Source organism: Streptomyces acidicola (assembly GCF_009377235.1).
GTDB lineage: Bacteria > Actinomycetota > Actinomycetes > Streptomycetales > Streptomycetaceae > Streptomyces > Streptomyces acidicola.
In genome coordinates, this window is record NZ_VMNX01000192.1 from 1 (window position 1) to 18,184 (window position 18,184).

Sequence of the window (18,184 nt, forward strand, 5' to 3'; positions counted from 1 at the left end):
GGGCCACGGCGCCCGGTCGTCCGGGGCGAGGACGGGGGCTCTGGCGGCGGGGTGCCGGGACGGTCGCGGCTTCGAGGGAGTCCGGCAATGTCTGGAGCATGCGGTGCAGTTCGGCCGTGCCGGGCCGGGCGGCCGGGTCCTTGTCCAGGCACCGCTGGACGATGCTCAGGAGCGGCTCCCCGACCCCGTCCAGGACCGGGGCTTCGTGCATGACCTGATAGCCCGTCATATAGGGGCTGTCGGCGTTGAACGGACGGGTGCCGGTGGCCGCGTACACCAACAGAGAGCCGAGCGAGAACACGTCCGAGGCCCCGGTGACGTCCCGTGGTGTGGCGAACTGCTCCGGGGACATGAAGGGCGGGGTGCCGATCAGCCGTCCGGTCACGGTGAGGGCCTGGTTGTCGGTGGCGCGTGAGATACCGAAGTCGATGACGCGGGGCCCGTCCTCGGCCATCAGGACGTTGCTCGGCTTCAGGTCCCGGTGCACCAGGCCGGCTTGGTGGATGTCGCGCAGCGCCTCGACGAGCCCCAGCCCCAGGGTGCGCAGGTCCCGCCCGCCCAGCGGGCCATCCTTCGTCACCGTCTCCGACAGGGTGCGGCCGGGAACGTACAGCGTGGCCATCCACGGCTGTTCGGCGTCCGGATCGGCGTCCACGACGGGTGCGGTGAACGCCCCGCTCACCCGGCGGGCCGCGGCGACCTCCTGCCGGAAGCGGACCCGGAACTCCTCGTCCCGTGCGTACGGCGCGTGGATGAGCTTGACCGCGACCTGCCGCCCCGACGCCGCGCGCGCCAGGTAGACGACCCCCATGCCACCGCTGCCGAGCCGGTCGATCAGCTCATAGCCGCCGATCGACCCCATGGACTCCGCATCCGCATCCTCGGGGCTCAGCGACATCGCCGGTCACCTTTCGCAAATCCGCGCCTCGTAAGCCGGTTCAGGCCGGTTCAGGTCAATTCCGCTCTCAGGGTAAAGGTTGAAACCCGTAACCAGTGTGGCGGATGTTGCGTCCGCGGGGCACGAGTGGGCTCCGCACACCTCAGGACTGCCCGGCATGGTGGCCGCCGGGCAACAGCCGGTCCAGGTAGTGAGGGTGGTCTCCAGGGCGGTCGAGGTGAGGGCCCCCGGGCGATCGTCCTCACCGACGGCGGCTACCAGGGCACCGGCGCCCTCATCCCGCATCGCCGCGAGGCGGGCCAGGACGGCTGTTCTGCTGGGCGGAAAGACCTACCGAGCCGGCACTCAACTGTCAGGGCGATAGCCCGACGTCACCCACTCAAGTTCCGTTTGCCTCCCGGCAGATCTCCATTGTGGCCTCAGGGGCAGAACACCGTGGCGGACGCATTGTCGGTTTCCTTACCGGAAGTCAGGTCCTTTCCCGCTGCGGACACTGAACTCCCGCATGAAAGCGGGGGATTTATTGTTGCGCTCCAACTGACGAATCCCGTCTGGTCCACGTCTGCCGTACCCTGCGCCAAGGTTCTGCCCCTTGCGGTGAACGCGAAATGAGCTTTTCCGCCCGGCGTAAAGTTCTCACCGTCAACTCCCAGTGAGGTGGCATGCTTACCGGGGGTGTCGTTGCCGGCGTCAAAGTCTCTGATCTGAGGAGAAGGTCGAGTGGACATGTTCGATCCCTTGCATCGGCTCACGGCTCCATGATCTGAATCCGAGAGATGGGACCCCCTGTCTCCAATGTGTACCAACTCTGATGGCGCTGCAATGCGGGCGTAGCCGTCACCTTTACCGTCACCGCTGAGAGCCGGAATGCATGACTCGACCGCCCCTCGGAGGCCTGCAGCCGCCTCAAAGTTGTCGCTTGGCTGACCGGACGAGTCGGCTGATGTCGTCGCGGGTCCGAACTCTGCGCTCGTCGAGTTCGCTTCTGGCCTCCGTCTTGGACAGTGCCGTGATGTCGGCGAGTACGGCCTCCGCGGCCTGGCCCAGCGTCTCGTCATCCGTGAGCATCTGCACCCGGAACAGCGCCTCCTGCGCGTTGGAGCGCAGGTCGTATGCGCGGACCCGGACGGCGTCGGGGTCTTCGGGCGGCGGTTGCTCGTGCTCGCAGAACCACAGGTGCACCAGGCAGCGGCGGTAGTTGAGCAGCGCGCCGGCGTAGGCGGAGTAGGCGTCGAGCCGTTCCTGCCGGAGCCTCTCGCGGCGGGTGAACTCGTGGCTTCTGTCGGTGGTGCGCTGCTGAACCGCCAGTGTGATGCCCGAGCCGAGCAGGGTCCCGAGGACGGCTATGGCACTGGCGATGATGGTCTCCACGTCCCAAGCTGATCACGCGACGCCGAGATGTGCGTGGGGCAGGCCCAACTCCGCTGTCCCGTAACGCGTCGCAGGAGCAATGGGGACAGGGCCCTCGCCGGCATCCTGCCGACGAAGCTCCGACAGAGAAGCGGGTGAAGTGCCCCAGGGCTAGCGGCAATTGGGGCTGGAGTGGTGCGGATCGACCTGTGAGGAACGTGGTGCGCGCTCCCCGAGCAACCAAGACGGTGTTCGAACACTCTCTGTCAGTGCCCGCCGGTCGCCGGACAGGGCTACGCCGCGAGGCTCAGCGCCACTTGGGGCCGATCCCCGGCAAGGTCATTCGGAAATCTCTTGGAGACACCCCCCCATGAAGCTCACCAAGCGTCTCGTCCTCACCAGCACGGCGCTCGCCGCCGTGACCACCGGTGCCCTCCTGAGCGCGACGGTCGGCCAGGCCGCGGCCTCGCAGCCCGCCCGCACCGGCGTGGACGCTCCCGCCGCCCTGAAGGTTCCCGACGGCAACCGGCTCACCGGCGTCCTCTCGGCCGAGGGCGTCCAGACCTACACCTGCACCGACGGCGCCTGGAAGCTGCTGGAGCCCGCCGCCACCCTCTGGGCCAAGAACGACCACTCCCGCCGCACTGTCGCCCTCCACTCCCGCGGCCCTGTCTGGGTGTCCACGGTGGACGGCAGCGCCGTCAACGCCGCCGCAGTCGCCACCTCCCCCAAGACCGGCACCATCCCCGAACTCCTCCTGCAGTCCACCGCCACGCGCGGCGCCGGGGTCTTCGCCGACGTCTCCTACATCCAGCGCCTCGACACCCGTGGCGGCGTCGCCCCCACCACGGCCTGCACCGGCACCGACCAGATCAGCGTCCCCTACTCCGCCACCTACGCCTTCTACAAGCCCGCCAAGTGATGCGGTAACGCGCACTCGCACAACAGCAGGGGCCCCTCCGGACGGATCTTCCGATCCGGAGGGGCCCCTGCCCTGTCGCGCCGCTGTGCCGAACGGCACCGGGGGAGTGTCGACGCACTCCGACGACGAGCGGCAGCGCGAGGTCGCCGTCGGCGCCCCAGCGACCGCGGCGACGGCCGCCTCATGACCCCGCGTGACTCGCCCTCGGGGTGCGCCCGCTCTCCCGGCTCGTACATTGAGAGGTGGGGATCCCAGGGGGGCCGGGATGGCGGGCAGCAGCCATGCAGACATCGAGAGCCGTACAAGCATCGAGAGCCATACAGACATCGGGAATCGCATCGAGAACCGCATCGAGAACCGCGTCGCGGATCGACTACGCGGCACTCTTCGCCGCCACGCCGAGCCCCTATCTCGTCCTCGGCCCGGATCTGGTGATCGTCGACGTCAATGACGCGTACCTGCAGGCGACCCGGCGTACCCGGGAGGACCTGGTCGGGACGTACGTCTTCGACGCCTTCCCCGACAACCCGGCGGACCCCCACGCGGACGGGGTCAGCAACCTCAGTGCCTCCCTGCACCGGGTCCTGGCCACCGGGGAACGTGACGCGATGGCGCTGCAGAAGTACGACATCCCCGTCGTGGACCGGCCGGGTGCGTTCGAGGAGCGCTGGTGGTCACCCGTCAACACCCCGGTCAGCGCCCCCGACGGGACCGTCTCCTGGATCATTCACCGGGTCGAGGACGTGACGGAGTTCGTCCACGCCCGCCGCTCGCGCCGGGAAGAGGAGCACGACGAGGTGCGGGCCTCCGGGAGCAAGGTCGAATGGGCGGCCCTTGAGGGGGAGCTGTACTCCCGGGCCCAGGAGTTGCAGCGCCTCAACGAGGAACTGCGCCGGGCCCACGCCCGCGAGCGCCAGGTCGCCCTCACCCTGCAAGAGGCGATGCTGACCTCCCCGGACCTGGTCCGCCACCCCGACATCGCGGTGCGTTATCTGCCCGCCGTGGGTTCGCTCAACGTGTGCGGCGACTGGTACGACGTGATCGACCTGCCCGACGGGTCTTTCGCGGTGTCGGTCGGCGACGTCGTCGGCCACGGCTTGGAGGCCGCTGCCGTCATGGGCATGCTCCGCAGCGCGCTGAGCGCCGCGACCCGTACCGTCGACGGACCCGCCCAGGCCCTGGAGGTGCTGTGCCGGTACGCCCTCTGTGTGGACGGGGCGCTCACCACCACCGCCGTCAATGCGGTGATCCACAAGGGCGAACACCTGATCGCCTACAGCAGCGCCGGACACCCGCCCCCGGTCCTGCTGCACGCCGACGGCACCTGTGACCTCCTCGACCAGGCCACCGACCCGCCTCTTGGCGCGCACGCCGAACACGTTCCCCGGGTCGAGGCGCACGTGCCCTACGCCGTGGGCGACACCCTCGTCCTCTACAGCGACGGGCTCATCGAGCGCCGGGGCGAGGACATCGACGCGGGCCTGCACCGTCTGTGCGACGCCGTCTCCCACACCGCCCGGCTCAGCCCCGAGCACCTCGCCGACGCGCTGCTGGTCCGCTTCGGAGTCAGCGGCGGCGCGCGTGACGACATCGCGCTGATCGCCGTCCGGCTTTAGCCGAACCCGCGTCGTACTCCAGGGAGGACGCGCCCTCCAGGAGATCTCCCCGGAGAGGCAATGCCGTGGTGATGTCGTGAAAGTCCCGTGCTTGACCGGCGCATGCCGGGGCAGGTGTCCCGGCATGCGCCATGCACATATGCCGGCCTTCATCCCCGGACTCGAGCTCTCCCGCCGCTTCTACACCGAGGCCGTACGCCCTCTGCTGGAGGAAGTGGCCCCCGCGATCCCCCATTCCGCCGCCCGCATCGGCAGCGGCTCCGAAGTCCTCGGCTACGACACCGCACGCTCCACCGACCACGAGTGGGGCCCGCGCTTCCAGCTCTTCCTCCACCCCCATGATGTGCCCCGCCACGCCGCCCGCATCAGACATGTGCTCGCCGAACACCTTCCGAAGACCTTCCACGGCTATCCGACCCACTTCGCCCCCACCGGCGACAGGGACGTCCGCGTCATGAAACTCACCAACGGCCCCGTTCACCACCGCGTCGAAGTGACGGGCGTCTCCTCCTGGTTCACCGCCACCCTCGGCTTCGACCCGGCGTCCGGCATCACGCGCGCCGACTGGCTCGCCACCCCCACTCAGCTGCTCGCCGAGGTGACCGGCGGCGCCGTCTTCCACGACGGTCTCCATGTCCTCTCCCCCTTACGCACCGCCCTACGCTGGTACCCCCGAGACGTCTGGCTCCACCTGCTCGCCTGCCAGTGGCAGCGTGTGTCCCGGGAAGAGGCCTTCGTCGGCCGCTGCGGCGAAGTCGGTGACGAACTGGGCTCCGCCGTCGTCGCCGCCCGCCTGGTCCGCGATCTCATGCGGCTGTGCCTGCTCATGGACCGGCGCTACCCCCCGTACGGCAAATGGCTCGGCAGCGCCTTCGCCCGCACCCCCACGGCGCCCCAGCTCACCCCCGTCCTCACCGCCGCCCTCGCCGCCACGGACCGGCACACCCGAGAGCGGCATCTCGCCCAGGCGTACGAGATCGTCGCCCACATGCACAACGAGCTGGAACTCACCGCCCAGGTCGACCAGGCCACACGCCCCTACCACTCCAGGCCGTTCCGCGTACTGCGCGCCGAACGCTTCGCGCGGGCCCTGACCGCGCGCATCGAGGACCCCGCCCTGCGGAACCTGCCGACGGTCGGGGCGGTCGACCAGTTCATAGACAGCGCGGACGTCCTTGGCCGGCCGGAGCTGGCTCGGGCCGCGGCCCACACCGTGACACCCGCCGCACGGCCACGGCTCGGATCGCCGATGAAGCCGTAGCCGGCCCAGAAGGCGAGGTGCGGCCACATGGCGGGATGCTGTCCCCGCTCGCCGATCCCGGCGTCTGACGTCCTGCGGGCGGATTGTCCAGCGGGGAAGCAGGCCGAGCTGTTCAGGTGGCCACCGGAGCGGCACGCGAAGTCAGCGGCACGTGAAGTCAGCAGTAGGCGAGGTCAGCGGTAGGCGCGGAGGAACGCGTCCACGCCGTCAGTGATGATCGCGAGGATCTCCGATTCCTCCACCGCGCCCGCCGGCTCGTCCCTGAGCGCATCGACGGCGAGAAGAACGGTCAGTGCGGTGAAGTGCTGTGCGGCACGGCGCGGGTCGGCCGTCCGGATCTCGCCGTTCGCCGCGAGTTGCGCGAACCGTTCCTCCAGCATCCGTTCGGGACGCTCACGCACGGCCTCCGGGAGCCGTGGCGCCGACCGGTCCTGCGAGGTCAGTCGCCGGAACGTCACGTACTCCGAGGACGGGAACGCCTCTGTCGCCACGCGCGACGCGAAGGCCATCAGTCCTTCGCGCAGGTCGCGTCCTTCGGTGAGTTCCTGCTCGATCGCCGTGCGCACGGTCGCCGCCAAGGTGTCGGTGACGCGCGTGAGGACGACCTGGAAGAGGGTCTGCTTGTCGCCGAAGTGGTCGTAGAGGGTGCGTTTGGACACCCCGGCCCGGGTCGCGATGGCGTCGACGCTGGTGAGTTCGTATCCCTCGGAGACGAACAGGGCCTCGGCCGCGCTCAGAATGGCCGCCCGCTTGTTCTCGGACCGCTGCCGTCGACCAGGGGTCTGAACGGACGCTCTCGTCGTCGCCATGCGCGCAGCCTACCCTTACGCCCAATTGAAACTACACGGTGTAGTTTACTTTTTGAAGGAAGCACACCACTCTCCGGAAGGACTTCAAGGACCCCATGACCGACGAGCCAATGACCGACGAACCCAACACCGACGTCCTCATCATCGGAGCCGGACCCACCGGCCTGACCCTGGCGTGCGACCTCGCCCGTCGCGGAGTCGCCCACCGCATCGTCGAACGGGACCCGTTACCGAACCGCGCCTCCAAGGCCAAGACGATCCAGTCCCGCTCTCTCGAAGTCCTCGACGACCTCGGCGCCGTCGACCACGTCCTGCGGCTCGGTGTCCCCGGGCTTCCCCTGCGGTTCCACGAGCCGGCCGGCGCGATCGTGGACCGGCCCTCGATCTCGGTCCGGGCGAGGGAGTCGTTCTCGACGCCGTACCCCGACGCGTTGTGGATCGGCCAGTTCGACGTTGAGCGAGCGCTGCGCGAACGACTCGAAGACCTCGGCGGACAGGTGGAGTTCGCGGCCGAGGCGGTCGGACTCGACCAGGACGACACCGGCGTCACCGTCACCCTGCGGACGCCGAACGGCCGGGAGACCGCGCGCGCCCGCTACGTCGTGGGGGCGGATGGCGGCAGGAGCGGCACCCGCGGACTCGTCGGGCTTCCCCTGAACGGGGAGACCTACGAGCAGCAGCGCTGGTACCTCGGTGATGTCACGGGACCGGACCTCGACCGCGACCACATCCACATCTGGCCGTCCGCACAGGGCATGCTCGGCCTCACCCCGCTCCCCGGCGGCGAACTGTGGCAGTTCCAGAGCCCGATCCTGCCGGGTACGGAACCGGGCGTCCCGTCACGGGAGTTCTACCAGCAACTGTTCGACGAACGCGCCGGCGCGGGCACCGTCGTGCTGGACAGCGCGACCTGGCTGTCGGTCTACCGCGTGAACGTCCGCATGGTGGAGGACTACCGCAAGGGCCGTGTCCTGCTCGCCGGAGACGCCGCCCACGTGCACTCCCCCGCCGGCGGCCAGGGCATGAACACCGGCATCCAGGACGCCTACAACCTCGGCTGGAAACTCGCCGGCGTCCTCGTCGAGGGCGCCGAGACGAGCCTGCTGGACACGTACGCCGCCGAACGCGTCCCGGTCGCCCGTAGGGTCCTGGCGGCCAGCACGGAGAAGATGCGCAGGGCCGTAGAGGAGGCGGGCCGCGGCAGCGAGGACGGACTGGGCACGGCCCTCGCCGGCATCGCCGACGGCGCGATGACCACCGGCCTGGGCATCCGCTACCGCACCAGTCCGCTCACCCACCACGGCGAGCCGGAACCCGGTTCGGAATCCGGGCCGGAACCCGGGCCGGAATCCGGGCCCGGCCCCATGCCCCGCCCCCTGCCCGGCGACCGGGCACCGAACGTCGGCGGGCTGAAAGGCACGGCCTTCACCGCCGACTTCCCCAACCTCCCCAACCTCCCCGACCTCTCCGACCTCTTCGACCTGCTACGGGGACCGCACTGGTCCCTCCTCGCCTACGAGCACCCCGAACCGCTCATCCTCGACCGCGCCACCCCGACCCCCCGCCTCCGTGTGCATCGCATCGGCCGAGCCCCGGACAGCGGCGTCGTCGACGCCGAGGGCGAGTTCCTGCGCACCTACCGGCCGCACCCGGGTGAGCTCATCCTCATCCGCCCCGACGGACACATCGCGGCCCGCGTCCCGGCAGGCCGGGAGACGGAGGTCATCGGCCACTTGGCCCCGTTCCGGCTGCTCGGCAACCACATCGGACAGATGCAGGAGCTGCCATGAACTCCCGCCTCCCGACGCGCAGCACGCGCAGCATGAGCAGCAAGAGCGACACCCAAGGCGGCACCTGGCGGGCTGGCTCGCCACTCGCGTCGGACCGGCACCGACGCTGGCCGGCGGAGTGGCGCTCGGCACGGTGGCAACCATCGGGATGTACTTCTCGGTCTCCCAGTTCTATGCCGCGCTCGTCGTGGCCGCCCTGCTGGGCTTCACGGCCGGAGCGATCGTCACATCCGGCTTCAACATGGCGACGAGCGTGGCACCGATCGCCTCACAGGGGGTCGTGACCGGCCTGGTCCAGGTCATGCTCGCGATCGGCTCGGTGGTGATGAACATGGTGGGCGCGGCGGTGCTCACGTCCACCACGGTGTTCGTCGGCGGGGAGGAGGAGAACTCGGCGGCGGGCGTGCTCGCCTACATCGCGATCGCCGCGGGTTCGTTCGTGACCGCCATGCTGGCGGCGGCCGTCCTGGCCCGATGGCAGCGCCGCACTCCGACGGCCGGCTCAGAAGATCAATGATGCGCGTGCTGCTCCTTGGGCCGTAGGTTCGAGGAGCAGGGCCGTCTCGTCGCCCAACGGGGCGTTGTGGGCAGGGGGTCGAACAACGGTTGGGCTTCCGGGTCTTCGGCGTGGCCATCGGTGCCCCGCGCGCAACCGAAGCAGACTCGGCCCTCCAGGCCCCCTGCGACAACCTCCGCCCCATCGAGGACCTCACCGACGTCCACGCCGCCGCCGACCTCTTCCGCGTGATCTGACCGAACAACCACAGCATTGAGCGGACCGGGCGCGGTCACCAACTGCTCTTGGTGACGCCGGGCAGCTCGCCCGCGTGGGCCATCTCGCGTACGCGGATGCGGGACAGGCCGAAGGCGCGCAGGTGGCCGCGGGGGCGGCCGTCCACGGAGTCGCGGTTGCGCAGGCGGGTGGCGCTGGCGTCGCGGGGCTGTCGGCGCAGTTCCCGCTGGGCGGCGGCGCGTTCGTCGTCGGACGACCGGGGAGACGAGATGATCGCCTTCAGCCCGGCGCGGCGTGCGGCATGGCGGGCCACGATGAGGCGTCGCTGCTCATTCTTCGCGATCTTGCTCTTCTTCGCCATCAGACCTTCCCTCCCCGGGCACGGATACGGGCCACCGCGGCCTCGATGCCGATCGTGTCGACCGTCTTGATGCCCTTGGCGGAGAGAGCGAGCCGGACATGACGGCCTTCGCTCGGCAGCCAGTAGTGCCTGCGCTGGATGTTGGGATCGAAGCGGCGCTTGCTGCGCCGGTGGGAGTGCGAGATGCGATGCCCGAAGCCGGGCTGCCGACCGGTGAGTTGGCAGTGGGCGGACATGGTTCCTCCTCGGATACGGGTTGGGGTACGAGGCAGCACAGTAACACTCTTAATGAAAATGAAAATCAGTTCAATGTATGGTGTCTCCATGACCCGTAACGAACTGCGCCCGATCATCAAGCTGAGGTCCACAGCCGGCACCGGCTACACCTACGTGACCCGCAAGAACCGCCGTAACGACCCCGACCGGCTGACACTGCGCAAGTACGACCCGGTCGCCGGCCGCCACGTCGACTTCCGTGAGGAGCGCTGAGAGCCGTGAAGCCCGGAATCCACCCCGAGTACCGCCCGGTCGTCTTCCGTGACCGGGCCGCGGACTTCGCCTTCCTCACCCGTTCGACGGCCATGAGCGACAGGACCGTCGAGTGGGAGGACGGCAACACCTACCCGGTCATCGACGTCGAGATCTCCTCGGCGAGCCACCCCTTCTACACCGGCACCCAGCGCGTCCTGGACACCGCGGGACGGGTCGAGCGCTTCGAGCGGCGTTACGGCCGCGGACGGAGCGGGCGGTGAGCGGGGGCCGGGCGCGCCTGCCGGTCGCGATCGTCTCCGGGTTGCACGCCGACGCCCGTCGGGCCGCCGTGGACGAGATCCTGCGTACGGTCCCCGGCTCGGTCGCGCTGCACCACGATCTGACGTCCGCCGTCGAGGGTGCGGTGCACCGGACCGTGCGTGACGCCGAGGGCCTGCTGAGCAGCGGCGACGCACCCCTGGTGAACGACTGCGCGTGCTGTGCGCTGCGCGAGGACCTCGTCCCCGAACTCCTGCGGCTCGCCGAGGGAGGCAGGCACCGGCTGGCCGTCGTGGAACTGTGGGATTCCGTCGAACCCCAGGGCATGGCCCCGGTCATCGCCGCCGCCGGCGCACCGCTGGCACTGACCGGGGTCGTCACCGTGGTCGATCCGGCACTCGTCCTGCCGTACCTGGCCAATGGGGACGACCTGGCCGACGTCGGCCTCGCCGCCGCCCGGACCGACCAGCGCACCGTTGCCGACACCTTCGCCCGGCAACTGGAGTACCCCACAGTGATCGCCCTCGCTGACAGCAGTCCGCACGAGCAGGGCGGCGAGGCCGCCGACGACACCGACCACGCGCTGCTCACCCAGCTCACGCCGGGCGCGCGAAAGGTACGCGTGGAGAGCGGCGCTCCGGAGTCCGCTCTGCCGGCGGGTCTGCTGGCGGGCTTCGACGTTGCGGCGGCCGCCGCCCGCGTGCATCCCGCGTGCGCTCTGCTGCCGCAGGAGTGCGACGAGCACGGAGTGAGCACCTTCGTCTGGCGGAGCGAACGCCCCTTCCATCCGCAGCGCCTCTACGCGGCGTTGGAGGACCTCTCCTGCGCCGCCGCCCGCAGCCGTGGGCGGTTCTGGCTGGCGGACCGCCCCGACACACTGCTGTCATGGGAAGCCGCGGGCGGCGCGCTGTGTGTGGAGTCGGCCGGCCCCTGGCTGGCCGCCCTGCCCGATGCCGCCTGGGAGATGGTGCCCGCCGAACGCCGCCTCGCCGCTTCCGTGGACTGGCACCCCGAACACGGCGACCGCTGCCAGTACCTCACCTTCACCTCGCCCGGCCTGGACCGCGACGGTCTGTCGGCCCTGCTCGACTCGTGCCTGCTCACCGACGACGAGTACGCGGCGGGCAGGGACCGCTGGAAACAACTTCCGCACGCATTCGACGACTTGCTCGACCCCGTGACCTGAACACCGCACCGAAAGAGAGGCCGACTTCACCATGCCCCGACGCACGAGCACCGGGCGGCAGGACACCAAGCGTCAGCGCGTCAACCCGTTGGACGCCGCCGGCATCACCTACATCGACTACAAGAACACCGATCTGCTGCGGAAGTTCATCTCCGACCGCGGGAAGATCCGCAGCCGCCGGGTGACGCACGTGACGCGTCAGCAGCAGCGGCAGGTGGCGCAGGCCATCAAGAACGCACGCGAGATGGCACTCCTCCCCTACAGCTCCCGATAGCCGGGACGACCGAGCCGGCGTCCAGAACCGTCGCCCGTCTTCTCCCCGGGAGACGCGGGCGGGGGGTAAACCGGGTATCGGCGGGAAGGGTGCTATACGGCGAACCGTGGGGAGTGGGAGTCTGTGCCCGGAATGCCGGGCCGGACGCGCTGGGGGAGGGCCGGGTATGGGCGGGCAGCCCTTGTATCTCGCACCGCGGCTGGGGGAGGAGCTGCGCTCGCTCCTGGAGTCCCCCGGTCTGCTGCACAACCTCACCGACGCCTTCGGGTCTCCGCTGAACGTGGTCGTGCCCGATCAACTCGCCGCGAACGTGGAGCGGTTCCGGTCGGTGTTCGGCAGCCACCATCTGTCCGGCCAGGTGTTCTTCGCCCACAAGGCCAACCGGTCCAGCGCCCTGCTGCGGCGGCTGGCCGTCACCGACGCCGGCGTGGATGTCGCCTCGCTCGGCGAGTTGCAGCACGCCCTCGGCGCCGGGCTCACCCCGGACCGCATCACGGCCACCGGGCCGAAGGACCCCGAGTTCCTGTGGCTGGCCGCACGCACATCGGTCACCGTCGTCGTCGACGGCGTGGGCGAGCTGGAACAACTGGCCATGAAAGTACGGAAGTTCACGCTTCCCCGGGTCCGTGTCCTGCTGCGGCTGTCGGGTTTCGAGGCGTCCGGGGTGCGGGTGCTGAGCCGGCCCAGCCGTTTCGGTACGCCCGCAGGGGAGGTGGAGGCGCTGCTGGAAGCGGTCGAGCGGCACGGTGACGCGGTCGACCTGACCGGCGTCGCGTATCACCTGGACACGACGAGCCTCACCGAGAAGGCGACGGCTCTGGAGGGCTGTCTGCGGGTGCTGGAGGAGTGCCGGAGCCGAGGGCTGCGGCCGTCCGCCGTGGACATCGGCGGCGGATTCGGCGTCGACTACCTTGCCGACGGCGAGCAGTGGGAGCGGTACACGACCGCGCTCACCGACGCGGTCCTCGGCACCGGACCGCCCCTGACCTGGGGCGGACACGGCTACGGGCTGCGCAACGAGGCCGGCACCCTGCGCGGAACGCTCGGTCTCTACCCCGCCCACCGTCCCGTGGCCGGTCCGCGCTACCTCGACGAACTCCTCGCGCACCCGGCCACCTTCTTCGGCGGCCGTCCCTTGGCCGCACTGCTGCTGGAGCACCTGTACGACCTGCACGTCGAACCCGGACGCGCCCTGCTGGACCAGTGCGGACTGACCCTGGCGAAGGTGATGGAGGTGCGTCCACAGAAGAACGGCGGCGAACTCCTTGTGCGCCTCGCGGCGAAGGCAGACGACGTGGCCCTGGAGGAACACGGGGTGCTGATGGACCCCGTTGTCGTCCCCCGGCACCCGGACCGCCCCGCCGCCGGACCGGTGGCCGTGCACCTCTTCGGCAGCCTCTGCCTGGAGACCGATCTGATCACGCGCCGGACGGTCTTCCTGCCGCGCCGTCCCGAGCCCGGCGACCTGCTGGTCTTCGCCAACACAGCCGGCTACTGCATGGACTTCCACGCCACCCGGGCCCAGGGGCAGCCCGTCGCACGAAAGATCGCCGCCTGGCAGGAGGGCGGCGCGTGGCGCTGGTGCCTGGACGACCAGTACTGGCCGACCGTATCCATGGGGGGACAACAGTGAGGTACGACAGCATCACCGAGGCCATCGGCAACACCCCCCTGGTGCGTATCGACCCCGCCGTGCACGGACTCGCACACACCGACCTGTACGCGAAGCTGGAGCTGCTCAACCCCTTCGGGTCGGTCAAGGACCGGGCGGCCTGGAACATGGCGCGCCCGCTCCTCGCCGACGCGGCCGCGCACGGCAGCCAGGTCGTCGAGCTGTCCAGCGGCAACACCGCCAAGGCCCTGGCCGTCCTCGCCGGGATGCACGGCCTGACCTTCAAGAGCGTCACCAACCGGATGCGCGTACCGGAGATCAAGGACCTGCTCCTGCTGCTCGGCGCCGAGATCGAGGAGCTGCCGGGCCAGAGCGAGTGCCTCGACCCGACCGCCACCGACGACCCGCTGACCCTCTTCCACCGGACGCTGTCCGAGCAGGACGCCGCCTATCTGCACACCGACCAGTACTTCAACCCGCGCAACACCGAGGCCCATCTCACCGGAACCGGCCCGGAGATCCTCAAGGACCTGGACGGCCGGGCCCCGGACTGGTTCATCGCCTGCGTGGGCACCGCCGGTTCCTCCACGGGCGTCGCCCGCGCGCTGCGCGAACACGATCCCGCCGTACGCGTCCTCGGGCTGGTCGCGGCCAAGTCCGACTTCATCCCCGGCATCCGCACCATCGACGAGGCACACGAGGTGGGACTGTTCGACCCCAGTACGTACGACACGATCGAGGCGGTCGGTTCCGATGACGCGATCGAAGGGATGCTGACCCTGAACCGCCGGTGCGGCATCCTCGCCGGACCCACCGGAGGCGCCGCCTTCTTCGGGGCCGTACGCCGGCTGAAAGCCATCGACGGGGAGTTGTCAGAGCGGCAGACCGCCGTCTTCGTCGTCTGCGACCGGGTCGAGAGCTATCTGAGCTACGTACGGCAGCGACGCCCCGACCTGTTCGGCCGCCCCCGCCGCCGGAACACCCCGGCCGACCTCACCCACGCCGACATACAGACGGCGCCCGCCATCGGTGTCACCGACGCCCAGGCGTGGATCGCCACGGGCCGGCCCCTCGTGGTCGACCTGCGCAGCCCCTTCGCCTTCGCCGCCCTGCACATCGACGGCTCGGTCAACATCGTCGACGAGCTGTTCGAGGAACTCCTCCACGGAGGCCTGCCCTTCAGCCACAACCGTCCGGTGCTGCTGGCCTGCCCGGTCGGCGAGAAATCCGCCCGCTACGCCGCGCTGCTGACCAGGATGGGTCACCCGGACGTCCGGGGCCTGGCCGGCGGCATCATCGCCTGGCGCGACGCGGGCGCACCCCTGGTCCGGGACTGAGCGCCGTGTCCACCGCCGGCGAAGACCCTGCCGCTATGGACGAGTTGGCCATGGATGAGTTGGCCATTGACGGGTTGAGGGAGTGGCAGCACGCCCTGCGCGCCCAGTTCCCCATCATCACCGGGCACCCGGACCTGGCCTACCTGGACAGCGCGGCCACCGCCCAGAAACCGCAGGCCGTCCTCGACGCCGTACGGACCTACCTCACCACGAGCAACGCCAACGCCGGGCGCGGTACCTATCCCTGGGCCAACCGCACCACCGCCCTGGTCGAGCAGACCCGCGACCGGGTCCGCCGGTTTCTGGGCGACCCGGACCCGGAGCGGTCGGCCGTGCACTTCACCAGCGGCACCACCGAGGGACTGCGCACCGTCGCCCGCGACTGGCTCCCCGGGCTCCTCGCCGACGGCGACGAGATCGTCGTCCCCATGGCCGATCATCAGGCCAACATCGCCCCCTGGCTGGAGACCCGGCGGGAGCTCGCCCGCCAGGGCGTGGACGTCCGCGTCGTCCCCATGCCCTACCAGCGGGCGTCCGGCGACTACGACCACACCGCCCTCGCGGACGTCGTCGGGCCGCGCACCCGGTTCGTCGCCGCCACCCACGTCCACCACGTCTACGGCGCGAACATGAACGTCCACCGCATCCGGCAGGCGGTGGGCCCGGAGGCGGTCATCTGCCTGGACGCCGCCCAGAGCGTCGGCCACCTGCCGGTGTCCATGACCGAACTGGACGTCGACTTCGTCGTCTTCTCCGGGCACAAGGCCCTGGCCCTGCCCGGCTCGGGAGCCGTCTGGGCCCGCCAGACACGCGGTCCCGCGTTCACCCCCGGCGGCTGGTCGGGCACCCCCAACACCGTAGGCATCGCCTCCCTGACCTCCGCGTTGGCCTGGCTGGATGCCGCCGGTACGGACCGGATCGAACGCTGGACGACGGCCCTGGCGTCCCGCTTCACCGAGGGCTTGCGCCACCTGGACGCCTACGAGATCCTCGGCTGCCAGACGAGCCTGGCAGCCGGCTCACCGGCCCAGCAACGCCAGGGCATCGTCACGTTCCGGCACCGCGACATCGGCTCCGGCGACCTGGGGTTCATCCTCTTCAGCCACGGCTTCATGGTCCGTTCGGACCACCACTGCCAGGGCGACGCGGGCGAGAAGAGCGAGTCGGTACGCGTGAGCCTGCACGTCTACAACACCGCCGAGGAGATCGACCGGCTGCTGGCCGTCCTCGCCACCCTCGGATGACACAACATCAAAAATACGTAATGGAAACCGTTTCCATCATAGGCTGCCACGGAGAAGTGCGACAGACGCACGACTGCTGACGAAGCAGCACAGACACGGAACGGCAAGGTGGCACGACCGGATGGGGCTGAGCCTGGCGACGGCCGAGAAGTGGGTGGAGCGCTGGGAGCTCCAGCAGCAGCGGTACGCCGTCGACCGCGAGAACCGTTTCACAGTGATCGCCGACATCGTCGAGCACAGCACCGCGGGCCGCACGGGCCGACCTCTGGTCGCCGACCTCGGCTGCGGCCCCGGCTCGCTGTCGGCCCGGCTGGCCCGCAGGCTGCCCCGCGCGGACATCGTGGCCGTGGACCGGGACCCCCTGCTGCTGGAGCTGGCCCGCACCCACCACGCCGACGCGGCCCGCTACGTGGACACGGTGATCGGTGAGGACGGCTGGACCCGGGCCCTGGCCCTCGACCGCGCCCTGGACGTGGCCGTCTCGACGGCCGCCCTGCACTACCTGAACCCGGACGCCCTGAGCCGCGTCTACCAGCAGCTCGCGATGATGTTGCGGCCCGGCGGCGTCCTCGTCAACGGCGACCACCTCCCGCAGGACGACACCGCGCTCGCCGAGCTGGCGGCATGCGTCGGACGCCGCCGGGCCGAGCGGCAGCAGTCCCTCGCCCACGAGGACTGGGTCTCCTGGTGGGCGGCGGTCGGCGAGGACCCCGAACTGTCCGTCCTCCTCACCGAACGCCGCAACCGGGAGCCGGCCACCCGCACCGACAGCCCTGCCCGTCTGTCCCTGTCCGACCACGTCCGCCTGCTGCGGCAGGCGGGGTTCGGGCGGGCCGGTGCGGTGTGGCAGTACGGCGACAGTTACGTTGTCGTCGCCGTCCGCTGACGACGTACGCGGGGACGTTGCCGACGGCGAGGGCCGGGCTCTTGCGGGCCGGGCACTCAGCCGGGAATGTCGGGGTCGTACTCATCCCGCCCCCACTCGGAGGAGCCGAGCGGATAGTTGTACGCGGGCCGTCCCACGTTCCCGCTCGTCCGGAAGGGCTTGCCGTTGTCGTCGACGCGTACGGTGCCCTGCTGGTCACCGCTGGACCAGTCCAGCTCCAGGTACCAGCTCACGTTGTGCGTGCGCGCGTCCGCGAAGACGTAGAAGACCTCGGGATCGGACTCACTCACCTTGTACGGGAAGTCGCGCTGACCGGCCTTCGGGGAGATCGCGGGCCGCCCGGCATCGAGGTTCACCCCGAACGAGGCCGTCTCCACGCCACCACCGCACCCGACGCCCATCGCGAAGTCGTTCCAGGCGAGTGGCGCGCTCTTCTCCACCACCCGCACATGCATGTCCTCCAGGACGACGGTGGCCTTCCCGGTGCCCTGCACGGTCAGCGCGAGCATCTGCTGCCCGGCGGCGACCCCGCCCAGCGCGGTGACCCACCCGCGTGCGTCCGGCTCGCCCGGCGGCGGAGGCACCTGCTCCGGCTGCCGGTCGACCAGGTAGTGCTGGCTGCACGGGTCTTCCCACTTGTACGGATTGACGGCGACGGTGGGCGCGGTGGCCCCGTCCTCGAAACCGCCGCCCTGGGCCGCCCCGCCCCCACCGCTCCGGGAGGCGGAGGCGGAAGCCGAGGGGCTTCCCTTGCGCGAGGCGGACGGAGACGTGGACGGCGAGGAGGAACTGCCCTTCGCGTCGGCCGACTCGGAGGCGCCGGGACTTCCGTCGACGGACCGGGAGGCAGCGACCCCGGTGGACTCCTTCCCGCCCTCTTCGTCATCACCCTTGCCGGACACCAGATTCACCACGAGCGCGGCCGACACGAGGGCGGCGACCACGCCGGCCCCGGCGAGGACGACGGTACGCCGCCGCGCCACGGGAGCCTCCGTCCGGGGCCGCCGCTCACCCTCGGGACCGGACTCGGCCACCGCATCGGGCTCCGCGGTCTCGTTCCCGGCCCCCGCCGCCTCGTCCCCGGCCCTCGGAGTCTCGGTCGCGGACCCGGCCTCCGTTGCCCCGGACGCAGTCCCCCTGTCTCTTATACAAAAC

The 18,184-nt window shown here is 70.3% G+C and carries 20 protein-coding genes; 14 read left to right on the forward strand and 6 right to left on the reverse strand.

What is annotated here, in order from left to right; translation table 11 throughout:
- Together FPZ41_RS34535 and FPZ41_RS34540 are read right to left on the reverse strand one after the other, a co-directional pair.
- The coding region (locus tag FPZ41_RS34535) for a serine/threonine-protein kinase (RefSeq protein ID WP_152867527.1) at window positions 1-898 on the reverse strand (898 nt) is incomplete at its 3' end.
- A 906-nt stretch (window positions 899-1,804) separates the two neighbouring features.
- A complete protein-coding gene (locus FPZ41_RS34540; protein ID WP_322621090.1) occupies window positions 1,805-2,269 on the reverse strand; it encodes a hypothetical protein in 465 nt (154 codons plus the stop codon).
- 349 nt (window positions 2,270-2,618) lie between these two features.
- On the opposite strand from FPZ41_RS34540, the gene FPZ41_RS34545 reads away from it, so the two are divergent.
- The 3 genes from FPZ41_RS34545 to FPZ41_RS34555 all read left to right on the forward strand — a co-directional run bounded on the left by FPZ41_RS34545 (window position 2,619) and on the right by FPZ41_RS34555 (window position 6,047).
- Complete coding sequence (locus FPZ41_RS34545) at window positions 2,619-3,170, forward strand: DUF3455 domain-containing protein (RefSeq protein WP_152867528.1); 552 nt, start codon at window positions 2,619-2,621, stop codon at window positions 3,168-3,170.
- Between the two features lie 281 nt (window positions 3,171-3,451).
- The gene (locus FPZ41_RS34550; protein ID WP_152867529.1) at window positions 3,452-4,786 is read left to right on the forward strand and encodes a PP2C family protein-serine/threonine phosphatase; all 1,335 of its coding nucleotides are present in this window, start codon (window positions 3,452-3,454) and stop codon (window positions 4,784-4,786) included.
- Between the two features lie 124 nt (window positions 4,787-4,910).
- Entirely contained in the window at window positions 4,911-6,047 is a 1,137-nt protein-coding gene (locus FPZ41_RS34555) for a DUF4037 domain-containing protein (protein ID WP_228023169.1), read from the forward strand.
- A 173-nt stretch (window positions 6,048-6,220) separates the two neighbouring features.
- Here the strand turns inward: FPZ41_RS34555 and FPZ41_RS34560 are convergent, their stop codons facing one another.
- Complete coding sequence (locus FPZ41_RS34560) at window positions 6,221-6,856, reverse strand: TetR/AcrR family transcriptional regulator (RefSeq protein ID WP_152867530.1); 636 nt, start codon at window positions 6,854-6,856, stop codon at window positions 6,221-6,223.
- Between the two features lie 95 nt (window positions 6,857-6,951).
- Here FPZ41_RS34560 and FPZ41_RS34565 point away from each other — a divergent pair, with 95 nt between their 5' ends.
- From FPZ41_RS34565 to FPZ41_RS49630, 3 genes are all read left to right on the forward strand, one after another.
- A complete protein-coding gene (locus tag FPZ41_RS34565; RefSeq protein ID WP_228023170.1) occupies window positions 6,952-8,646 on the forward strand; it encodes an FAD-dependent monooxygenase in 1,695 nt (564 codons plus the stop codon).
- A 133-nt stretch (window positions 8,647-8,779) separates the two neighbouring features.
- Window positions 8,780-9,163, forward strand: coding sequence for a hypothetical protein (locus tag FPZ41_RS34570; protein WP_152867531.1), 384 nt, complete (start codon window positions 8,780-8,782; stop codon window positions 9,161-9,163).
- Window positions 9,164-9,273: 110 nt separating this feature from the next.
- Entirely contained in the window at window positions 9,274-9,399 is a 126-nt protein-coding gene (locus tag FPZ41_RS49630) for a hypothetical protein (RefSeq protein WP_265584272.1), read from the forward strand.
- Window positions 9,400-9,434: 35 nt separating this feature from the next.
- Here the strand turns inward: FPZ41_RS49630 and rpsN are convergent, their stop codons facing one another.
- On the reverse strand, window positions 9,435-9,740 hold the full coding sequence (gene rpsN, locus FPZ41_RS34575; RefSeq protein WP_152867532.1) for a 30S ribosomal protein S14: 306 nt from the start codon (window positions 9,738-9,740) through the stop codon (window positions 9,435-9,437).
- Window positions 9,740-9,976 (reverse strand): 50S ribosomal protein L28, encoded by a 237-nt coding sequence (gene rpmB / locus FPZ41_RS34580; RefSeq protein ID WP_152867533.1) that lies wholly within the window; start codon window positions 9,974-9,976, stop codon window positions 9,740-9,742. Before rpmB ends, rpsN begins: the two co-directional genes overlap by 1 nt.
- An 88-nt stretch (window positions 9,977-10,064) precedes the next feature.
- Here rpmB and rpmG point away from each other — a divergent pair, with 88 nt between their 5' ends.
- The 8 genes from rpmG (at window position 10,065) to FPZ41_RS34620 (ending at window position 17,029) form a co-directional block, all read left to right on the forward strand.
- A complete protein-coding gene (gene rpmG / locus FPZ41_RS34585) occupies window positions 10,065-10,229 on the forward strand; it encodes a 50S ribosomal protein L33 (protein ID WP_152867534.1) in 165 nt (54 codons plus the stop codon).
- 5 nt (window positions 10,230-10,234) lie between these two features.
- Entirely contained in the window at window positions 10,235-10,492 is a 258-nt protein-coding gene (locus FPZ41_RS34590; RefSeq protein ID WP_322621091.1) for a type B 50S ribosomal protein L31, read from the forward strand.
- Window positions 10,489-11,676, forward strand: a complete 1,188-nt coding sequence (locus tag FPZ41_RS34595; RefSeq protein WP_322621092.1) for a CobW family GTP-binding protein — start codon at window positions 10,489-10,491, stop codon at window positions 11,674-11,676. Before FPZ41_RS34590 ends, FPZ41_RS34595 begins: the two co-directional genes overlap by 4 nt.
- Window positions 11,677-11,707: 31 nt before the next feature.
- Window positions 11,708-11,950 (forward strand): 30S ribosomal protein S18, encoded by a 243-nt coding sequence (gene rpsR / locus FPZ41_RS34600; RefSeq protein WP_152867536.1) that lies wholly within the window; start codon window positions 11,708-11,710, stop codon window positions 11,948-11,950.
- 166 nt (window positions 11,951-12,116) lie between these two features.
- Window positions 12,117-13,583: a Y4yA family PLP-dependent enzyme gene (locus FPZ41_RS34605; protein ID WP_152867537.1), complete on the forward strand. Its 1,467-nt coding sequence runs from the start codon at window positions 12,117-12,119 to the stop codon at window positions 13,581-13,583.
- Window positions 13,580-14,899: a pyridoxal-phosphate dependent enzyme gene (locus FPZ41_RS34610; RefSeq protein ID WP_322621093.1), complete on the forward strand. Its 1,320-nt coding sequence runs from the start codon at window positions 13,580-13,582 to the stop codon at window positions 14,897-14,899. Before FPZ41_RS34605 ends, FPZ41_RS34610 begins: the two co-directional genes overlap by 4 nt.
- 35 nt (window positions 14,900-14,934) lie before the next feature.
- A complete protein-coding gene (locus FPZ41_RS34615; RefSeq protein WP_228023171.1) occupies window positions 14,935-16,143 on the forward strand; it encodes an aminotransferase class V-fold PLP-dependent enzyme in 1,209 nt (402 codons plus the stop codon).
- Window positions 16,144-16,264: 121 nt separating this feature from the next.
- The gene (locus FPZ41_RS34620) at window positions 16,265-17,029 is read left to right on the forward strand and encodes a class I SAM-dependent methyltransferase (protein ID WP_152867538.1); all 765 of its coding nucleotides are present in this window, start codon (window positions 16,265-16,267) and stop codon (window positions 17,027-17,029) included.
- A gap of 56 nt (window positions 17,030-17,085) precedes the next feature.
- On the opposite strand, the gene FPZ41_RS34625 is transcribed toward FPZ41_RS34620, so the two are convergent.
- Window positions 17,086-18,184: transcriptional regulator (locus tag FPZ41_RS34625; protein WP_152867539.1), on the reverse strand; the 1,099-nt coding region annotated here is incomplete at its 5' end.